Source organism: Citrifermentans bremense R1 (assembly GCF_000426865.1).
GTDB lineage: Bacteria > Desulfobacterota > Desulfuromonadia > Geobacterales > Geobacteraceae > Geomonas > Geomonas bremensis.
The window spans coordinates 207,753-224,009 of record NZ_AUGE01000001.1; the positions used below are offsets into that span (position 1 = coordinate 207,753).

At 61.4% G+C, this 16,257-nt stretch carries 16 protein-coding genes; 11 read left to right on the forward strand and 5 right to left on the reverse strand.

Going from position 1 to position 16,257, the window contains the following annotated elements; genetic code table 11:
* Positions 1-35: 35 nt before the first annotated feature.
* The 11 genes from K419_RS0100965 (at position 36) to K419_RS0101015 (ending at position 12,022) form a co-directional block, all read left to right on the forward strand.
* Positions 36-1,421: a sigma-54-dependent transcriptional regulator gene (locus tag K419_RS0100965; protein ID WP_026839913.1), complete on the forward strand. Its 1,386-nt coding sequence runs from the start codon at positions 36-38 to the stop codon at positions 1,419-1,421.
* A gap of 398 nt (positions 1,422-1,819) precedes the next feature.
* On the forward strand, positions 1,820-2,017 hold the full coding sequence (locus tag K419_RS0100970) for a hypothetical protein (RefSeq protein WP_026839914.1): 198 nt from the start codon (positions 1,820-1,822) through the stop codon (positions 2,015-2,017).
* A 79-nt stretch (positions 2,018-2,096) separates the two neighbouring features.
* Positions 2,097-2,348 (forward strand): hypothetical protein, encoded by a 252-nt coding sequence (locus K419_RS0100975; RefSeq protein WP_012529954.1) that lies wholly within the window; start codon positions 2,097-2,099, stop codon positions 2,346-2,348.
* Positions 2,349-2,360: 12 nt separating this feature from the next.
* On the forward strand, positions 2,361-3,410 hold the full coding sequence (locus K419_RS0100980; protein WP_026839915.1) for a hypothetical protein: 1,050 nt from the start codon (positions 2,361-2,363) through the stop codon (positions 3,408-3,410).
* A gap of 875 nt (positions 3,411-4,285) precedes the next feature.
* Complete coding sequence (locus K419_RS0100985) at positions 4,286-4,597, forward strand: DUF485 domain-containing protein (RefSeq protein WP_026839916.1); 312 nt, start codon at positions 4,286-4,288, stop codon at positions 4,595-4,597.
* A gap of 22 nt (positions 4,598-4,619) precedes the next feature.
* Positions 4,620-6,608 (forward strand): solute symporter family protein, encoded by a 1,989-nt coding sequence (locus tag K419_RS0100990; protein WP_026839917.1) that lies wholly within the window; start codon positions 4,620-4,622, stop codon positions 6,606-6,608.
* 203 nt (positions 6,609-6,811) lie between these two features.
* Entirely contained in the window at positions 6,812-8,029 is a 1,218-nt protein-coding gene (locus K419_RS0100995) for a putative nucleotidyltransferase substrate binding domain-containing protein (RefSeq protein WP_026839918.1), read from the forward strand.
* A gap of 54 nt (positions 8,030-8,083) precedes the next feature.
* Entirely contained in the window at positions 8,084-8,407 is a 324-nt protein-coding gene (locus K419_RS0101000; protein WP_026839919.1) for a DUF4212 domain-containing protein, read from the forward strand.
* Positions 8,400-9,920: a VC_2705 family sodium/solute symporter gene (locus K419_RS0101005; protein WP_026839920.1), complete on the forward strand. Its 1,521-nt coding sequence runs from the start codon at positions 8,400-8,402 to the stop codon at positions 9,918-9,920. The genes K419_RS0101000 and K419_RS0101005 overlap by 8 nt, the downstream gene beginning before the upstream one ends.
* A gap of 26 nt (positions 9,921-9,946) precedes the next feature.
* Positions 9,947-11,221, forward strand: coding sequence for a putative nucleotidyltransferase substrate binding domain-containing protein (locus tag K419_RS0101010; RefSeq protein WP_026839921.1), 1,275 nt, complete (start codon positions 9,947-9,949; stop codon positions 11,219-11,221).
* Between the two features lie 9 nt (positions 11,222-11,230).
* Positions 11,231-12,022 (forward strand): sugar phosphate isomerase/epimerase family protein, encoded by a 792-nt coding sequence (locus tag K419_RS0101015; protein WP_012529945.1) that lies wholly within the window; start codon positions 11,231-11,233, stop codon positions 12,020-12,022.
* Here the strand turns inward: K419_RS0101015 and K419_RS0101020 are convergent.
* The 5 genes from K419_RS0101020 to K419_RS0101040 all read right to left on the reverse strand — a co-directional run bounded on the left by K419_RS0101020 (position 12,012) and on the right by K419_RS0101040 (position 16,020).
* The gene (locus tag K419_RS0101020) at positions 12,012-12,467 is read right to left on the reverse strand and encodes a universal stress protein (protein WP_012529944.1); all 456 of its coding nucleotides are present in this window, start codon (positions 12,465-12,467) and stop codon (positions 12,012-12,014) included. The two genes, K419_RS0101015 and K419_RS0101020, sit on opposite strands and share 11 nt — an antisense overlap.
* Before the next feature lie 226 nt (positions 12,468-12,693).
* Positions 12,694-13,494 carry an inositol monophosphatase family protein gene (locus tag K419_RS0101025; protein ID WP_026839922.1) on the reverse strand — a complete coding sequence of 267 codons (801 nt, stop codon included), beginning with the start codon at positions 13,492-13,494 and terminating at the stop codon, positions 12,694-12,696.
* A complete protein-coding gene (locus K419_RS0101030; RefSeq protein WP_026839923.1) occupies positions 13,484-13,951 on the reverse strand; it encodes a ferritin family protein in 468 nt (155 codons plus the stop codon). Before K419_RS0101030 ends, K419_RS0101025 begins: the two co-directional genes overlap by 11 nt.
* Positions 13,952-14,096: 145 nt before the next feature.
* Positions 14,097-15,641, reverse strand: coding sequence for an ammonium transporter (locus K419_RS0101035; protein WP_026839924.1), 1,545 nt, complete (start codon positions 15,639-15,641; stop codon positions 14,097-14,099).
* Between the two features lie 40 nt (positions 15,642-15,681).
* Positions 15,682-16,020: a P-II family nitrogen regulator gene (locus tag K419_RS0101040; protein WP_012529940.1), complete on the reverse strand. Its 339-nt coding sequence runs from the start codon at positions 16,018-16,020 to the stop codon at positions 15,682-15,684.
* Between the last annotated feature and the right edge of the window lie 237 nt (positions 16,021-16,257).

The window sequence follows — 16,257 nt, forward strand, 5'->3', positions numbered from 1 at the left end:
CGCCCCGCTGCGGGGAGAGGTACGGAGGGCAAAGCGTGACTGGGAAGAAAAGGATCATGTTGGTGGACAACGAGGAGGGGCTTTGCCGCATGATGGAGGCGGTCCTCTCCGACAACGGCTATGCGGTCACCGCGCACACCAGGAGCTTCGAGGCCGCCGAGAGCTTCCAGGCGGGCCAATGGGACCTCCTGGTGACCGACATCAAGATGCCTGGGATGGACGGGCTGGAACTTTTGCAGAAGGTAAAGCAGAAGGACCCGGCGCTCCCGGTCATCATGGTCACCGCCTACGCCACCGTGGAGATGTCGATCCAGGCGCTCAGAAAGGGTGCCTACGACATGCTCACCAAGCCCTTCGAGCCAGAGGAGCTCCTGTACCGGGTGAAGAACGCCCTGCAGCACACCCGCCTCATGGAGGAGAACCGCGAACTCCGGGAGGAGCTCGTGGGGAGGTTCAACTTCGGCAACATCATCGGAGCCTCGACCGCGCTCAAGGAGGTCCTGGAGCGTGTGGAAAAGCTCGCCGTGCGCGACACCTCGGTCTTGATCACCGGCGAATCCGGCACCGGAAAGGAGCTGATCGCGCAGGCGATCCACTACAACTCCCCCAGAAAGGAAAAGAAGTTCGTCGCCATCAACTGCGGCGCCCTCCCCGCCTCCCTTTTGGAGAGCGAACTCTTCGGCTACCGCAAGGGGGCCTTCACCGGGGCTGCGGAGAACCGCCGCGGGCTTTTGGAGACCGCCGACGGCGGCACCCTCTTTCTCGACGAGGTGGGAAACCTCCCCATGACGGTGCAAAAGACGCTTTTGCGCTTTCTGCAGGAACAGGAGTTCAACCGGCTGGGGGACCCGACCCCCACCAAGGTGGACGTCCGGGTCCTTTCCGCCACCAACTCCGACATGAAGCAGGCGGTCAAGGCGGGGGATTTCCGCGAGGACCTCTATTACCGCCTGAACGTGGTCAACATCCACCTCCCCCCCCTAAGGGAGAGAAAGGACGACATAGCGCTTTTGGCGGCGCATTTCATCTCGCTTCAGAACTCCAAGTTCGGGACCCAGATCAAGGGGCTCGACCACGAGGCGCTGGAGGCGGCGGTGGAGTTTCCCTGGCCCGGCAACATCCGGCAGCTTAGAAACGTGATGGAGGCGTGCATCGCCATGGAGAACAACGACTACATCACCTTCCCGGTCCTGTCCCAGTTCATCGAGGTGGCCCCGCTGGAGGCGGGGGGCGAGGCGCCGGCCGAAGAAGGGGAATACGCCAAGGCGCTGATGCGTTTCGAAACGGAGTACCTGCGGGGGCTTTTGCGCAAAAACCAGGGGAACGTCGAGGCCGCAGCGAAAGAGGCCGGCACCAACATGGCGACCATCTACCGCAAGATCAAGAAGTACGGCATCAGGAAGGAAGAGTACAACATGTAATCCGCAGCTCCCCCGCAAGGCAGCGGAACTATTTGCAGCATTGCAAAAACAGCGTTTTTCGTAGTTGCAAGGCTGCAAATGTCCCCTCTTTGCGCCGCTCCAGGCGGCTAACCCGCCTGAAATGCAGCAGTTTCCCGCCCAACCTCTCCTTCCCCCGGCAAAACCGATAGAGAGACATCGCGAACCGCCCCTGTAATTTCAATTTGCGTTTGTGCAAAACCTCCCCCGGTGCGCAGTGCGCCGCCGCGTCTTCACCCCACGCTAAGGCCCCGGTATCACAGGAGTTAGCCTACACTACGGCCGTAAACCGCAAATTGGTACGGTGGTTGCTAACGGTGTAGACGTCACTCTTTCTTGCTTGAGTATCGTCTGCTTTGATTAAAAGGTATTGGGGTCTTATGCGGAAAGCTACGGTCTGCCCTTTCTACGGCAAAAACGATGATTACTGCGACGTCGGCTGCGGCTACATCTCGCCGCACGACGTGAAGCAGATCATAAGTTTCTGCAGCTGCCGTTACGGGGAATGCCTGAAGTACCAGGAGCTTTCCGACCGCGTCCCGCTAGGGGCACTCGATCACAAGCTTTGCCCGGCGTGAGCCGACGGGCCTCCGGGCGAAGCGACGGTATGAAAGGCAAGCAGCAAACCATGTTTTTGAATGCAAAAGGAGAACGGCGATGAGTGAGAAAGAACTTGAACTGCTCTCAAGACTCGAAGAATTGGAGCGGCACACCTGGCGCAACAGCGCCATCCTGCGCGCTGTCGCCATGGTAGCCTTCACCGCAATGATCGGCATAGTGATCGCCTCAGGGGTAGTCGGCGGCGGGCGCGGCAGCCACTGGTCGGGACCGGCCTGGAACACCATGTGGCTCTACGGCCTCTTCGCAGCCAACGCGGTCTCTATGTTCTGGACCACCCACAAGGAGTAGGAGGACGTCGTCATGCCCATGAAAATGTCCAACATCTTGCTGCTTTTGCTGGTAGTCGTGATCTGCGCGACCTTCTCGCTGCGCATCTTCCAGGGACTGGACGAGATGATGGGTGAGCAGTACTGGGTGGTCGACACGGCCCAGGGGGACCACGGCTGGTACGGCATGGGACTCCTCCCCCACGTCAAGAAGGTCCCCAAGGAAGTGGTCCAGGCGGCGAACACCGACGCGGACGACAAGAACAACTACATCATCTACGCCCAAAACGGCGACTTCGCCGGGAACTCCGTCTACGGCATCTGCCTCGGCATCCCTCTCATCATGTACCTGATCTGGTTTGCCTTCATCCTCGGCTTCCCGGACCGCATCGACCCGTACCTTTTGCCGCGGCGCATCTTCACCCTGACCGTGATCATCATGTGCTCCATCATCGTGAACCTGTTCCTGATGAGAATCGCCGCCGACTTCGCCCGCGACCCCATGTCCCGCATCGCCAACGTGGCGGGGAACCACGCCTCGCTTTTGTTCCATAACGCCGGCATCTGGTTCGCCATCTTCTTCTCGGCCTTGGGCACCCCGAACCACTCCGCCCGCGAGACCGCCGCCCCCGACAGCCGCAACTGGCAGACCCAGGCCAACGAGAAGTTCAACTGGATGTTCGTCCTCCTCTTCGCGGTGACGGTGCTGGAGGTGGCGCTGGTCAAGAACAAGCTCGCGCTTCCGGACGCAGCGGTGGACTATTCGGTCTGGATCATCCTGGTGGTCATCTTCATGCGCATGTTCGGCTTCTCCCCCAAGTACTGGGTGAAGCGCGGACGCGGCATCGGCATCATGATCGCGGGCACCCTGGTCACCCTCCCCATCTTCTACCTCCTGGAGCGCGCCACCGGCACCCTGGGGGCCGGGTTCGCCTCTCCCATCCTTTCCAAGGCGCTAGGACCCGAAAACGCTAACATAGGATTGTCGCTGATGGTGTCGATCTACCTTATCTTCTGGATGGAGTTCGCCGCAGCGATACGAATGAACGGACCCTCCAAATCATTGTCTCTGGGGAAACACTGACAGCATCTGTTTTTAAAACTAATTATTTTCAAAGGGAAAGCCGCCCTCGGCTTTCCCTTTTTAATTTTCAGCTCACGCATTCACACATCAGCAATAAAACATTGTAACTACTTTCGACCAACATCAAAGAATAAGGCTGAATGGCTCTTCTGTTGCTGCAAAAGCCCCTGATCTATCTTGTAGTCAGAGGCCGCTTCTCTCTCACAAGCTCATCCCCGGAGTTACCCTGCAGCGACTGTCGCCTTGCCGTTTCGCTCCCCGCCTTTGCCGTTAAGTCCTGAAGACCAGAAGCCTTTGCAGTACTCTTTTAGCGAAAGTCCTAAAGTTTTCTTCAGCTATGCCGACAACAAACAGTTGCAGCATTTTCCCACCACACAATGCGACAGCGTTTGAGTCAGCCACAAATCTCCGCCACAAAATCGCCAAGGCAACCCCTTCCGCGCCAGACCTCTCAGAATAATAAAAAATAATTTAGTCGCCCATTTCCATTTTTATCAGGTAATTTCAGACAGTTATAGCTTACCAGATCTGCAATTTCCGGTCTCGGCGATTATTTTTTGCTTTAGAACGCTGTTTATTTTTATTGTACATTTGCAAATCATGTGGTAAAACAATTTCACGTATACGCTGGAACGCTCCTATAAGCGGGAGGCGGCGCAAACAGGGGCGCAATGAACTTCTCTTAAAAAGCCCGGAAACAGAGCAAGTTACGGCCGCCGGAAAGGCCAGAGCCGTTTAACAAACCAAGTTTCAGAAGCTGCAGAATCCGCATCGAAAACTAAAGGAAATCGGAAAGGGGGATTTATCGGAACTTGACCACGGGGGCGGGACGCCGCCACCACAACAGAGCAGCTTACAAGAAAGGAGTGACTACCATGGCAGAAAGACAGTACGACTGGAAAGCAATCGCAAAAAATCCAAAATTCGTGGAACTGCACCACAAGAAGACGGCCTTCCTTTTCGGATGGTGGATCTTCTCCTGCGTGTACTACTTCCTGCTCCCCATCGGAGCGGCGTACACACCGGGGATCTTCAAGGTCAAGATGCTCGGCGTCATCAACTTCGGGTACATTTTCGCTCTCTCCCAGTTCTTCGTCTCCTGGGGGATCGCGCTTTACTACTCGCATGTCGCCAACAAGGACTTTGACCGGTTGACCAGGGAACTGATCGACGAACTGCATCTCTAGGAAAGGAGGAACGACAATGACGATGAAAAAGATCTTTATAGCAGCCACACTGGCCCTCTCCGTTGCCGCTGCCGCCTTTGCCGAAGAGCAAAAGGCCGCCCCTGCCGCAGCCCCCGCGGTGAGCGCACCCGCAGCACAGGGCGCGGCTCCCGCTGTCGCAGCCCCCGCAGCGCAACTGAACCAGTCCCAGGCGGTGGCAACGCCCGCCCCGGCCAAGCCCGCTCCGGCCAAAAGGGAGTTAAAAACCAACAGGACCATCACCATCGGCATGTTCATGGTGATCATCGCCATCACCATGGGTGTGGTAGTCTGGGCTGCCAAGCAGACCAAGACCGCTTCCGACTTCTACGCCGCAGGCGGCGGGATCACGGGGACCCAGAACGGCTGGGCCATCGCCGGCGACTACATGTCGGCAGCCTCCTTCCTGGGGATTTCCGGCCTCATCTCGCTCTACGGCTATGACGGGTTCATGTACTCGGTCGGCTGGCTGGTCGCCTACATCACGGTGCTCCTGATCGTCGCCGAGCCGTGCCGCAACGCGGGCAAGTACACCCTGGGGGACATCCTCTCCTTCCGTACCTCCCCGAAACCGGTGCGCGCCTTCGCCGCCCTCTCCACCGTCGCGGTCTCCACCTTTTACCTCACCGCCCAGATGGTCGGTGCAGGCAAGCTGATGGCCCTTCTGGTCGGCATCCCCTACAAGATGTCCATCATCGGCGTCGGCATCCTCATGGTCGGCTACGTCGTCTTCGGCGGCATGGTCGCCACCACCTGGGTACAGATCATCAAGGCGGGCCTCCTCATGTCGGGCGCCTTCCTGCTCTCCTTCCTGGTCATGATCAAGGCAGGCTTCAACCCGATCGGCTTCTTCTCCACCATCGTCAACAGCCCCGACATCCAGGACCACGTCTCCAAGCTGGTGCTTAAAGACGGCGTCATCCTTGCCGGCGCGGACGCAGGACAGCGCTTCCTCGAGCCTGGCCTCTACATGAAGAACCCGCTGGACCAGATCTCCCTGGGGATGGCCCTCGTGCTCGGCACCGCCGGCATGCCGCACATCCTGATGCGCTTTTTCACCGTCCCGACCGCACAGGCGGCGCGTAAATCGGTCATCATCGCGATGTTCATCATCGGCGGCTTCTACGTCCTGACCACCCTGCTCGGCTTCGGCGCAGCCATCCACCTCACCCCGCAGGGGATCACCCAGGTCGACCCGGGCGGCAACATGGCTACCCTGATGCTGGCTCAGCAGATGGGCGCCGACATCGCCCCCGTCTTCGGCGACCTCTTCCTCGCTTTCCTCTGCGCCGTCGCCTTCGCCACCATCCTCGCCGTCGTCTCCGGCCTGGTCTTGGCGGCCTCCGCGGCCATCGCACACGACATCTACGTCAACGTGATCAAGGACGGCCACGCCGACCAGCACGAGCAGGTCTTCGCGGCACGCGCCACCTCCTTCGTGGTAGGCGCCTGCGGCATCATGATCGGCCTCGCGGCCGAGAAGCAGAACGTCGCTCACCTGGTGGCACTCGCCTTCGCGGTCGCCGCTTCCGGCAACCTGCCGGTCGTCATCCTCTCGCTCTTCTGGAGGAAGTTCAACACCGCCGGCGTCATCTCCGGCCTTTTGGTCGGCACCATCGCCTCCATCGCGCTGGTGATGGTATCCCCGAACATGACCTACCCGAAAGTAGTGGCCGAAGGCGCCAAGAAGGTGGTCGTCGCCATGGAGAAGAAGCAGGCCGCTCTGCCGGCAGGCGAGACCCTCTCCGAGAAAGACGCCAAGGCGCTCGCCAAGGCGAAGGTGGACGCACAGCAGACCGGCACCTCCATGGTCGGCCTGGAGAAGCCGCTCTTCACTCTGAAGAACCCGGGCATCGTCTCCATCCCGCTGGGCTTCATGGCCGCCATCCTCGGTTGCCTCGCCTTCCCGAACAGGCGTTCCGAAGAGATGTTCGACGAAGTCTACGTACGCCAGAACACCGGTTTGGGTATGGCCAAGGCAGTCGAGCACTAGCAGCAAACGTATAGGGTTGAAACGACTGGGGGAGGGAAACCTTCCCCAGTTTTTTTGTTTCTGAGGCGGCAAAAAAGGACCGTAACGAGGCCCGAAACCCCTTTTTTTATACCTAGCCATCCGATCCGCTGCAAAACAGTTTTACATCATCTTTTTTTTCTGTAGAATCAACGCCACAACTCATTTGAAAGCAGGCGGAGAGCATGCCACACCGGGTCTACCTACCAGAGCCAAGCGATGCGGAACTCCTCAAGGAACTCCTGGGGGAGGTGCACGCCTATCTGCCGCTTTTGGACCGGGGGGAGATGCGCCGCTTTCTCAAGGGGCTTAAGCTCGAAGTCGAAGAGGAGTTGGGAGAGTTGCGCAACGCTTCCGGCGAGGAGGAGCAGCTTCTCGAGCGGGTGCGCCGCGAGTCCGACTACGGCCGGCTCTTCCAGATCCACGAGGAGCTGAACCGGATCGAGATGGAGCGTTTCCTCTCCTTCTATTCGGTCACCGCGCTGCACGAGAACTGTACCAGTTACCGCGATGCCCTGGCCGACCGCGCCCTTCAACTGGTAATGGAGGAGATGGGCACCCCCCCGCCGGTCCCCTTCGCCCTGATCAGCATGGGGAGCGACGGGCGGGAAGAGCAGACCCTCATCACCGACCAGGACTATCTCATCGTCTACGGCGACGATGGAGGGGAAGAGGCGGACGCCTGGTTCAGGCAATACTCCGAGATCCTCGTGGGGCGGCTGGCGGAGATTGGTTTCAAGAAATGCACCGGCGGCATCATGCCCTGCAACGACAATTGGCGCGGTTCACTGTCGCAGTGGCAGCGGCGGCTTCTGGGGATAGTCCGCTACGAGACCGAGGACTACGGCAAGAACCTGATGGACCTGATCGTTCTCTCCGACGCCCGCTTCGTCGCCGGAGACGGCGAACTCGCCGGCATCCTGGTAACCCGGATCCGCTCCCTTTTGCAGGACTACTTCATGGCGCTTTGGGGCATGGCCAAGGCGGCCACCGAGATGCGGCTGGCACTAGGGTTTTTGAAGCGCTTCTGGACCGAGGGAAGCGGCGAGCACAAGGGGTGCTTCAACCTGAAGCTACTCGCCTGGGCGCCGCTGGTGATGAACGTGAGGATTCTCGCCATCAACCAGGGGATCCCCGCCACCTCCACGGTGCGGCGCATAGAGCTTTTGGAGCGCGAGCACAGCTTTTCCGCGGAGAGTGCACGCGGGCTTATCGAGGCGTACCGGACCCTCACCAAGCACCGCATCCTGCTCCAGGTCAAGGTGATCAAGGGGATCCAGGACGACGCCTACTACCTGAACCCCTACTCGCTCCCGGCCGACGAGCGGGAGCGGATCAGGCAGGCGCTCCTGATGATAGAGGACCTGCAGAAGACCATCCACACCAACTTCTCCATAGTTTAAATCCTTGCCCCAGCCCTCCGCCCGGGGCGGCGCGCGGCAAGGAACGGAGGCGCCATGAGCCAGCCGGAAAAAAGCTACCAGGTCAACCTGTTGCGCCCGAAGAAAGGGCACATGCGGGACGAAGTGCTCATCATCCTCGCCATCCTCTTCGGCTGGGGGGTCTGCACCTTCGGCTTTCAGCTTTTGGTCTACCTCTGCCAGGGAACCGGGGCGGGGAGCCTTTTGACCCGGCTCACCCTGTTCAACCTGCCGCTGCATTTCTGGTTCACCGGCCAGTTCCTGCCGCTTTGGTTCATCGTCCTTTGCGTCGTCTTCAACCTGTACGTGGACCGCATCACCGAATACCACAGCCGCAGGCGGGACAAAAGCTATGAATGATTCCTCCTGGTCCATCTTCGTGGTGCTTTTGGTGCTGGCTTCCTTCATCGTGGTGGGGCTGAGGCAGAAGTCGCGCGAGAGCCAGGAGTACGGCTTCGGCGGCCGCTACACCGGGAGGATCGGGGGAGGCGCTGCCATCGCCAGCAACTGGATGAGTGCCGCAAGCCTCATGGGGCTTGCCGGGATCATCTACCTGCAGGGGTACCAGGGGCTCGCCTACGTTATCGGCTGGACCGGGGGGTACGTGCTGCTCCTCGTGCTCCTGGCGAGCCAGATCCGCCGCTTCGGCAAGTTCACCGCCCCCGAGTTCGTGGGGGAGCGCTACGGCTCCCAGGCCGCACGCGCCATAGCCGCCGCCATCTCCATCGCCATCTCCATCATCTACTGCGTGGCCCAGTTCAAGGGGATAGGGCTCATCTTCTCCTTCATGTTCGGCATCGATTACCAGCAGGGGGTGACCTACGGGGCCCTTGCCGTGGTCTCCTACCTGGTCATCTCGGGGATGCTGGGGGTCCCCAGAAACCAGCAGCTGCAATACCTGGTGATCAGCGTCTCCTTCATCGTGCCGCTCATGTGGCTCGCCCGAAAGCTCGGCTACTTCTGGCTCCTCCCCCAGTTCGGCTACGGCCGCGCTCTTACCGACCTGTCGCGCCAGTTCAACATCGACTTCACCCTCCCCTTCGCAGGCGGCTCCCTCTACCAGTGGTGCGCGCTCTGCTTCACGCTCATGGTCGGGACCGCCGGGCTTCCCCACGTGCTGTCGCGGTTCTACACGGTACCCAACGTGCGCGACGCGCGCTGGAGCGTGGTCTGGGGTCTCTTCTTCATCGCCCTCATCTACTGGTCCGCTCCCGCCTTCTCCGTCTTCGGAAGGCTTTTGGAGGCGAGAAGCGGCCTCATCCCCGACCCCGCCGCGGCCCGCGCCGCAGCCGACGTGATCGCGCTTAAGACCGCGGTCTGGGCGGGGCTTCCGGGGTGGCTGGTGGGGGTTCTCGCCGCAGGGGCCCTCTCGGCCGCCTTCTTCACCGTGGCGGGCCTTTTAATGACCGGCGCCGCCTCGATCTCCCACGACATCTACTATTCCATGGTCAACCGCAGCGCCAGCGAAACGGCGCGGATGCAGGTGGCCAAAGGGGGGACCCTGGTGCTCGCCGCCATCGTGCTCCTTTTGGCGCTCGACCCGCCGGGGCTGATCGCGGAGATCACCGCGGTCGCCTTCGCTTTAGCCGGCAACACCATCTTCCCGCTCTTTCTTCTGGGGATCTGGTGGGGGCGCGCCAACCGCTACGGCGCCATCGCGGGGATGCTGACCGGCATCGTCTGTACCGCCATCGCCCCTCTTTGCGGCGGTATCTTCCCGCAGCTGGCCCTCCTCTTCCCGGTCACCTCGTCGGCGCTTCTGGGAGCCCCCCTGGTGATAGCGGTGATGATTGCGGTTTCGCTTTTGACCCCCGCCCCACCGGAGGAGATGGGGCACTTTCTGGAAAAAGAGGTGCACGGACACCTCGACTGACAACGTCTTTGTACTGGGAGCCGTAAATGGCGATGCTGCTGGGAACCAAAGGAGACGACATCCTCAAGTGGCGCGAGAGCGCCCGGCTGGTGGAGGGGCTGAAGACGCGGCTTACCCGCAAGTGGGGGCGGAGCTCCGCGCAGCAGGCGCAGTCCTTCCTGGAAGGGATGACCGAGGCGCTGGAGGCGGAGCTCGACTACGAGTCGCAGCTGGACGCGGAGCTTGCGGCCTTGCACCAGGCACTCAGCGAAACCGTCGCCCCGGCCGGGCTCTGCGCGCTTGCCGCGCGCCACGGCGAACTTCTCTCCGCCCACTTCAGCAGGCGGGGTTCGGTCCTCGCGCTGACCGGCGCAGGCAACGCCTGGCACGACCTCCTGGTGGCGCGGACGACCCTCCTTGCGGAGGAGCGGATGCTCTCCCTGGGCCAGGGTCCCCCCCCCGTCTATGCACTGCTGGTGACCGGGGACCGGGGGCGCGAGGAGCAGACCCTCTACGGCAAAAACCGCTATCTCCTTTTGCATCAGCTCGATTCGGAACGCTTTTTCCTCTTCACCCGCCAGCTCGCCACTGCCCTCAAGGAGGCTGGGGTGATCGCGGAGGAGGAGGGGCTTTGGCACGGGTCGCTGGCAGACTGGCGGGCGCTTTTGAAAGGTGCGGGTGCTGCCCGCAAGAGGGACCCGCGCGAGGAGATGGAAAACCCCCTCCCCCCCTTCGCCGCTCCGATGAAGGGGGGAAGCCCGTCGATGCCCGAAGGGCAGTGGCGCCTGGAGGCGATGGCCGACCTTTGCTTCGTCACCGGGTACGAACCGTTGGCCGACGAGGTGATAAACGCCGCTGCGTCATCGCTCAAAGAGCAGAGAAGCCGCGAGGCGTTTTTCCAGCTGGCGCGCAAGGCCATCCACCTCCCGCTGGCCCTCGGGCACTTCGGGCGCTGGAGGATCGAGAAAAGCGGAGAGCACAAGGGGGAGATCGACGTGGAAGGGCTCGGCCTCACCCCGCTGGTGAGCGCGGTCCGCGTGCTGGCCATCCACATGGGGGTGCAGGGGGGAGGGACGCTGCACCGGGTGAGGGAGCTTCTCTACCGCGGCCTTTTCAGCGTGGAGCTGGCCGAGAGGGTGCTCGAGGCCCTGCAGTGCCTGATGCAGTTGCGGATACTGAGCGAGATACGCGGCGAGGCCGCAGGGGCGTACGCGAACCCCGAGGAGTTCACCCAGGAGCAGGACGAGAGGATCAGGGCAGCCTTCGAGGCGGTGCTCGACCTGCAGAAGATGGCCTACCAGCGCATGGTGGGACAGGGATAGGGCGGCTCTATGCGAATTTCCATCTCGGCAGGAACCCTCTTCACCTTCCCGCTCCCCAAGGCGTTCGCCATGGCGGCCGAAGCAGGGTTCGACGGCGTGGAGCTGGTGATAAACCAGGAGTTCCAGAAGGTAAGTTCGCGCCGGTTGATCAAGGAGCTCTCCCGGGATATCCCGATCCTCTCCATACACGCCCCCTTCATGCCGCTGGACGGCTGGGGGGGGCCGGTCGACGCGCTCAAGCGCTGCGTGGAGATCGCCACCGACTGCGGCATAGGCCTGGTGAACTTCCACCCTCCCTCATGGATCGGGCTCGAGTTCGCCTACTGGCGCTGGCTGTACCGGATGCAGGATTTCCAGAAGGAGATCGGGGGGGAGGTGGCTGTGACCCTGGAGAACATGCCCTGGACCGGCAAGTACCGGATCAACGGCTACATACTCTCAGACACGCAGAAGATGATCGAGTTCCTCCACGAGAAGAACCTCTTCCTCACCTTCGACTGCACCCACATGGGAAGCGGGCGGGCCAACTTCATCAACGATTTCTACCTTTGCTACAACTCCGGGCGGATTAGGAACATCCATTTCTCCGACTACGGGCACGGCCGTCAGCATCTTTTACCCGGCCACGGCATCCTGCCGCTCACCCGTTTTTTAAACCACCTGAGAAACACCGCCTACAACGACATCCTCACGCTCGAATTGTCGCCCCACGAGTTCCCCAAGGGGGAGCAGATCATCGTAGAGAGCCTGAAGGAGATCCTCGCCTACCTGCGGCGAGAGACCGAGAAGGCTACCCCCTGACCACGTAGACCGAGCACTTGGCGTCTTTCACCACCTTATGGGAGACGCTCCCCAGAAGCTTCCTTTTCAAAAACCCCTTCCCCGTCGAGCCGATCACGATGACGTCGATCTCCTCCTTCTGGGCAAATCTAAGCAGCTCCTCGGCCGGGTCGCCGTAGACCACAGCCGTCTCCAACTGCACGTCGAGCTCTCCCGCGTTTTTTTCCACCACGTAGAAGATCCGCTCCTTCAGTTCGGCCCACTGTGCCTGTTCCGTGATGGGGCGCGCCGGGACGAAGTCGGTGAAGGTGTTGCGCGGGGCGTTGGGAAGGACCAAAAGGCCGTAGACCTTGCTCTTGAACTGGCTGGGGTTCCCGGCGGCCATGCGCACCGCCTCTTCCGCCGCCTTGTCGGAGAGGGGCGAGCCGTCGATGGCCACCAGGATCTTCTTGCGCAGGTTGAGCATCAGCTTCCTCCGGTAGGTGGGATGAAACAAAAGGAAGCTGGATTATAAAACAATGTCACCTGTAATGAAACAACTTTGACGCGGGAGGCACCCGGGGCTAGCCGCTCAACGCTCCCCTCTCCCTTTGGGAGAGGGTCAGGGTGAGGGGATTTTCTGGTTGCAGCAGAACGAAAAAAAGGCGCCCCTAAGGACGCCCTTTTAAACCCTGCCTTCACCGACCATGCCTCTATCGCGCCGCCCCCCGCCCCAGTATCGAGAGCATCTCCTCGTGAATCGCACCGTTGGAGGCCAGGATGCGGTGGTCGTAGACCGAGTAGGGAGCGCCTGCGTGGTTCGTCACCTTCCCCCCCGCCTCCTGCACCAGCAGGGTCCCGGCAGCGACGTCCCAAGGTTTCAGCTTGCACTCCCAGTAGCCGTCGAGCCTCCCGGCCGCTACGCAGGCGAGGTCCAGCGCAGCAGCACCGGCGCGGCGCACACCGCGCGCGGCCAGCTGCAGTTCGATGAAATTCTCGAAATTGTTCTCGTTGTCGCGGGTGACGTCGTAGGGAAAACCGGTGGCGATCAGCGACTGCCGAAGCGGCGCACGCTGCGAAACAGAGATCCTGCGCCCGTTCAGAAACGCCCCCTCTCCCTTCGCCGCGCTGAAGAGCTCGTCCATCATGCAGTGGTAGATCACCCCCGCCAGGATCTCCCCACCTTTCTCGAAGGCGATGGAGACGCAAAACCAGGGGAAGCCGTGGGCGTAGTTGGTGGTGCCGTCCAAGGGATCGACGATCCAGCGCAGCCCCAGGTCCCCCTCCGGGTACTGGTTCTCCTCGGCTAAGAAGCTGTGGCCGGGGAACACCCCACTGATCCGGTTCACGATCAGTTCCTCGCAGGCGCGGTCCACCTCGGTCACCAGGTCCACCTCACCCTTATAGGAGAGGGTGTGCTCGCTCCAAAGCCGCTCCTTCTGCAGGGAGCCCGCCTCGCGAGCGGCTGCCATAGCGGTATCCAGCACCTTATTTAGGTCGAACTCAACCGGCATCGCACATGCCTCCGGGTTCCTCGCCGCATACCTGCAGCAGCTCGTGCATCTCCTCCAGCAGGGTGAAATGGATCTCGTCGTCAGCCGCTATTCTCAAAAAGAGTTCCCGCTCCCAGCCGCTGGCCTCTTCGGCCAGTTTGCCGCAGGCGCGTGCGCTCACCGCCTCGAACTGCATGGCGCTTTTGTAGCACCCCAGGTCCCCGGTGAAGGAGAGGTCGCCCTCCTGCACCGCGAGCCGGCGCAGTATCCTCCTCGCGCCGTCCAGGGTTGCGGACGCAGGCAGCTCTACCCGCGCGCCGTCTTGCAGCGCACGCAGGGCGTCGGCGTGCCTCGTCTCGTCCTCGGTGAACATCCTGAAGATAGAGGTGAAGCCGGCGATCCCGGCCTCGGCGCCGCAGCGCTCGTAATAACCCCTTGCGTCCCCATCCTTTCTGAGTGCCATGTCGCGCGAGTCCATATCACCCTCCCCCAAAGAGATCATTTACGGCTGGAAAACAGTAACAGGAAAAAACGGCATTTCAAAAGGTTGGGGTTTTTTTTGGCCCAAAAAAACGGGGGGACCAGTTGGTCCCCCCGCGGGTTTTCCGTTGGCAAAACGGGTTCTAGTTGTAGGCGCTTTCCGAATGCTGCGTCTGGTCGAGCCCCATGATCTCGTCTTCCTTCTCCACCCTGAAGCCGATGGTCTTGTCCAGCACGAAGGAGATGACGAAGGTGACCGCGACGGCATAGAGGGCGGCGGCCCCGACGGCGACCAACTGGGTCACGAACTGCTTCATGTTGCCGGAGCTAAGACCGGTGGCGCCGACGGTGGCGAACACGCCGGTCAGGATGGCGCCGGTAGTGCCGCCGATGCCGTGCACGCCGAAGGCGTCGAGGGAGTCGTCGTACTTAAGCTTCGCCTTCAAGAGCACGCCGCCGTAGCAGACCAGGCCTCCGGCAACACCCATCAGGAGGGCGGCACCCGGCTGCACGAAGCCGGCTGCTGGGGTGATCACGACGAGCCCCGCCACGACGCCGGAACCAAAGCCCAACGCCGAAGGCTTCCCTGCATGGATCCACTCGGCGATCATCCAGGTAAGGCCCGCCGCCGCAGGAGCGATGGTGGTGGTCATGAAGGCGAGGCCGGCCAGGCCGCCCGCGGCATCCGAGCAGTTGACGCCGACCACGGCGGAACCGGCGTTGAAGCCGAACCAGCCGAACCAGAGCACGCCGACGCCCAAAAGGGTCAGCGGCAGGCTGTGCGGAGCCATGCGCTCGGTCGGGAAGCCGTGGCGCTTGCCTAGGAAGTAGAGCACCACCAGGGACGAGATACCTGAGGAAAGGTGAACGACGGTGCCGCCTGCGAAGTCGAGCGCGCCGAGCTTGAAGAGCCAGCCATCCACCATCCAGACCCAGTGGGCCAGCGGGTCGTAAACCAGGGTGGTCCAAAGGAGCACGAAGAGGCAGTAGGCGGAGAACTTGATCCTCTCGGCCAGGGCACCCGAGATGAGGGCCACGGTGATCATGGCGAACATCCCCTGGAACATGGCGAAGACGTATTCGGGAATGGCGCCGGGCTCGGTGGCCACATTCTGGAACAGCGCGTAGACGGGGTTGCCGTCCTTAAAGCTGATGAGGCCGTTCAAAAGCGCCTTCGAGAAGTTGCCGATAAGACCGTGCCCCAGGTCGGGGCCGAAGGAAAGGGAGTAGCCGATCAGGGCCCACTGCACCCCGACGATCCCCATCGCCACCAGGGAATGCATCATGGTGGAGAGGACGTTCTTGGAGCGGACCATGCCGCCGTAAAAAAGGGCGAGGCCGGGGATCATGAAGAGAACCAGTGCGGCGGAGATCAGCATCCAGGCGGTATCGCCGGTGTTCAGCACCGGGTCGACGTTCTTGGGGGCGGGGGCGGCGGCTGCAGCGACAGGAGCCGCTGCCGTTGCTGCGGGTGCTGCGGCAGTGGCTGCCACCGGCGCGGCAACGCTCGCAGCAACTGCGGGGGAGGCCGCCTCACCGGCTTTTTCTTCGGCACCGGCCATTGCCGGGAGCAGCAGCAGGGAGGCCAGCAGCATGAGTTTGGTGAAATTAACGGTGAGGCAGCTGGAAACGACAGAGAAACCGGCGTTGCGAGCTGCGTTCTTAGCCTTCATATCGTCACGAATCATAACACTCTCCATTGGTCGGTATGGTTGTCGGTGCGGTGGCTTAGATGGCCTCGCCGCCCTTCTCTCCGGTCCTGATCCTGACCGCGTCTTCCAGCGGCAGGATAAAGATCTTGCCGTCGCCGATCCTTCCGGTCCTGGCGATCTCCTCGATGGTCCCCACAGCCTTGGCCACCAGTTCGTCGGCGACCGCGATCTCCAGCTTCACCTTCGGGATGAAATCCACCACGTACTCCGCACCACGGTATAGCTCCGTATGGCCCTTTTGACGGCCGTAACCTTTTACCTCGCTCACCGTGATCCCCTCGATGCCGATTTCATTCAGGGCATCCTTCACTTCATCGAGCTTGAACGGCTTGATGATTGCTTCGATAAGCTTCATCGCTTGCCTCCTTTTGTGACGGCGGTGATGTTCTGTTAACTCTTTAGAGACATTCGCACCCGGCCGGCCCATCCGGCCCGGCTGCTGTTTAGCATCCACTTCCTGTTTTCAGGCCCGTGAAGGCTTCAATGCCCTGGCTTTTTTTCCTCGTCGAAAGCACAGCTTTTGGTCCAGCCTTGAAATCAGTTCCCCCTTTCCCGATAGTTGGCGCCTTCCACCACGACCTGCGCCATTGCC

Excerpts from the sequence above, each read along its gene's own strand:
- K419_RS0101000 (WP_026839919.1), top strand. The coding sequence starts at position 8,084 with ATGAGCCAGCCGGAAAAAAGCTACCAGGTCAACCTGTTGCGCCCGAAG.
- K419_RS0100990 (WP_026839917.1), top strand. The coding sequence starts at position 4,620 with ATGAAAAAGATCTTTATAGCAGCCACACTGGCCCTCTCCGTTGCCGCT.
- K419_RS0100975 (WP_012529954.1), top strand. The coding sequence starts at position 2,097 with ATGAGTGAGAAAGAACTTGAACTGCTCTCAAGACTCGAAGAATTGGAG.
- K419_RS0101040 (WP_012529940.1), bottom strand. The coding sequence starts at position 16,020 with ATGAAGCTTATCGAAGCAATCATCAAGCCGTTCAAGCTCGATGAAGTG.
- K419_RS0101005 (WP_026839920.1), top strand. The coding sequence starts at position 8,400 with ATGAATGATTCCTCCTGGTCCATCTTCGTGGTGCTTTTGGTGCTGGCT.
- K419_RS0101015 (WP_012529945.1), top strand. The coding sequence starts at position 11,231 with ATGCGAATTTCCATCTCGGCAGGAACCCTCTTCACCTTCCCGCTCCCC.
- K419_RS0101010 (WP_026839921.1), top strand. The coding sequence starts at position 9,947 with ATGGCGATGCTGCTGGGAACCAAAGGAGACGACATCCTCAAGTGGCGC.
- K419_RS0101030 (WP_026839923.1), bottom strand. The coding sequence starts at position 13,951 with ATGGACTCGCGCGACATGGCACTCAGAAAGGATGGGGACGCAAGGGGT.
- K419_RS0101035 (WP_026839924.1), bottom strand. The coding sequence starts at position 15,641 with ATGATTCGTGACGATATGAAGGCTAAGAACGCAGCTCGCAACGCCGGT.
- K419_RS0100985 (WP_026839916.1), top strand. The coding sequence starts at position 4,286 with ATGGCAGAAAGACAGTACGACTGGAAAGCAATCGCAAAAAATCCAAAA.
- K419_RS0100995 (WP_026839918.1), top strand. The coding sequence starts at position 6,812 with ATGCCACACCGGGTCTACCTACCAGAGCCAAGCGATGCGGAACTCCTC.
- K419_RS0101025 (WP_026839922.1), bottom strand. The coding sequence starts at position 13,494 with ATGCCGGTTGAGTTCGACCTAAATAAGGTGCTGGATACCGCTATGGCA.
- K419_RS0100970 (WP_026839914.1), top strand. The coding sequence starts at position 1,820 with ATGCGGAAAGCTACGGTCTGCCCTTTCTACGGCAAAAACGATGATTAC.
- K419_RS0101020 (WP_012529944.1), bottom strand. The coding sequence starts at position 12,467 with ATGCTCAACCTGCGCAAGAAGATCCTGGTGGCCATCGACGGCTCGCCC.
- K419_RS0100980 (WP_026839915.1), top strand. The coding sequence starts at position 2,361 with ATGCCCATGAAAATGTCCAACATCTTGCTGCTTTTGCTGGTAGTCGTG.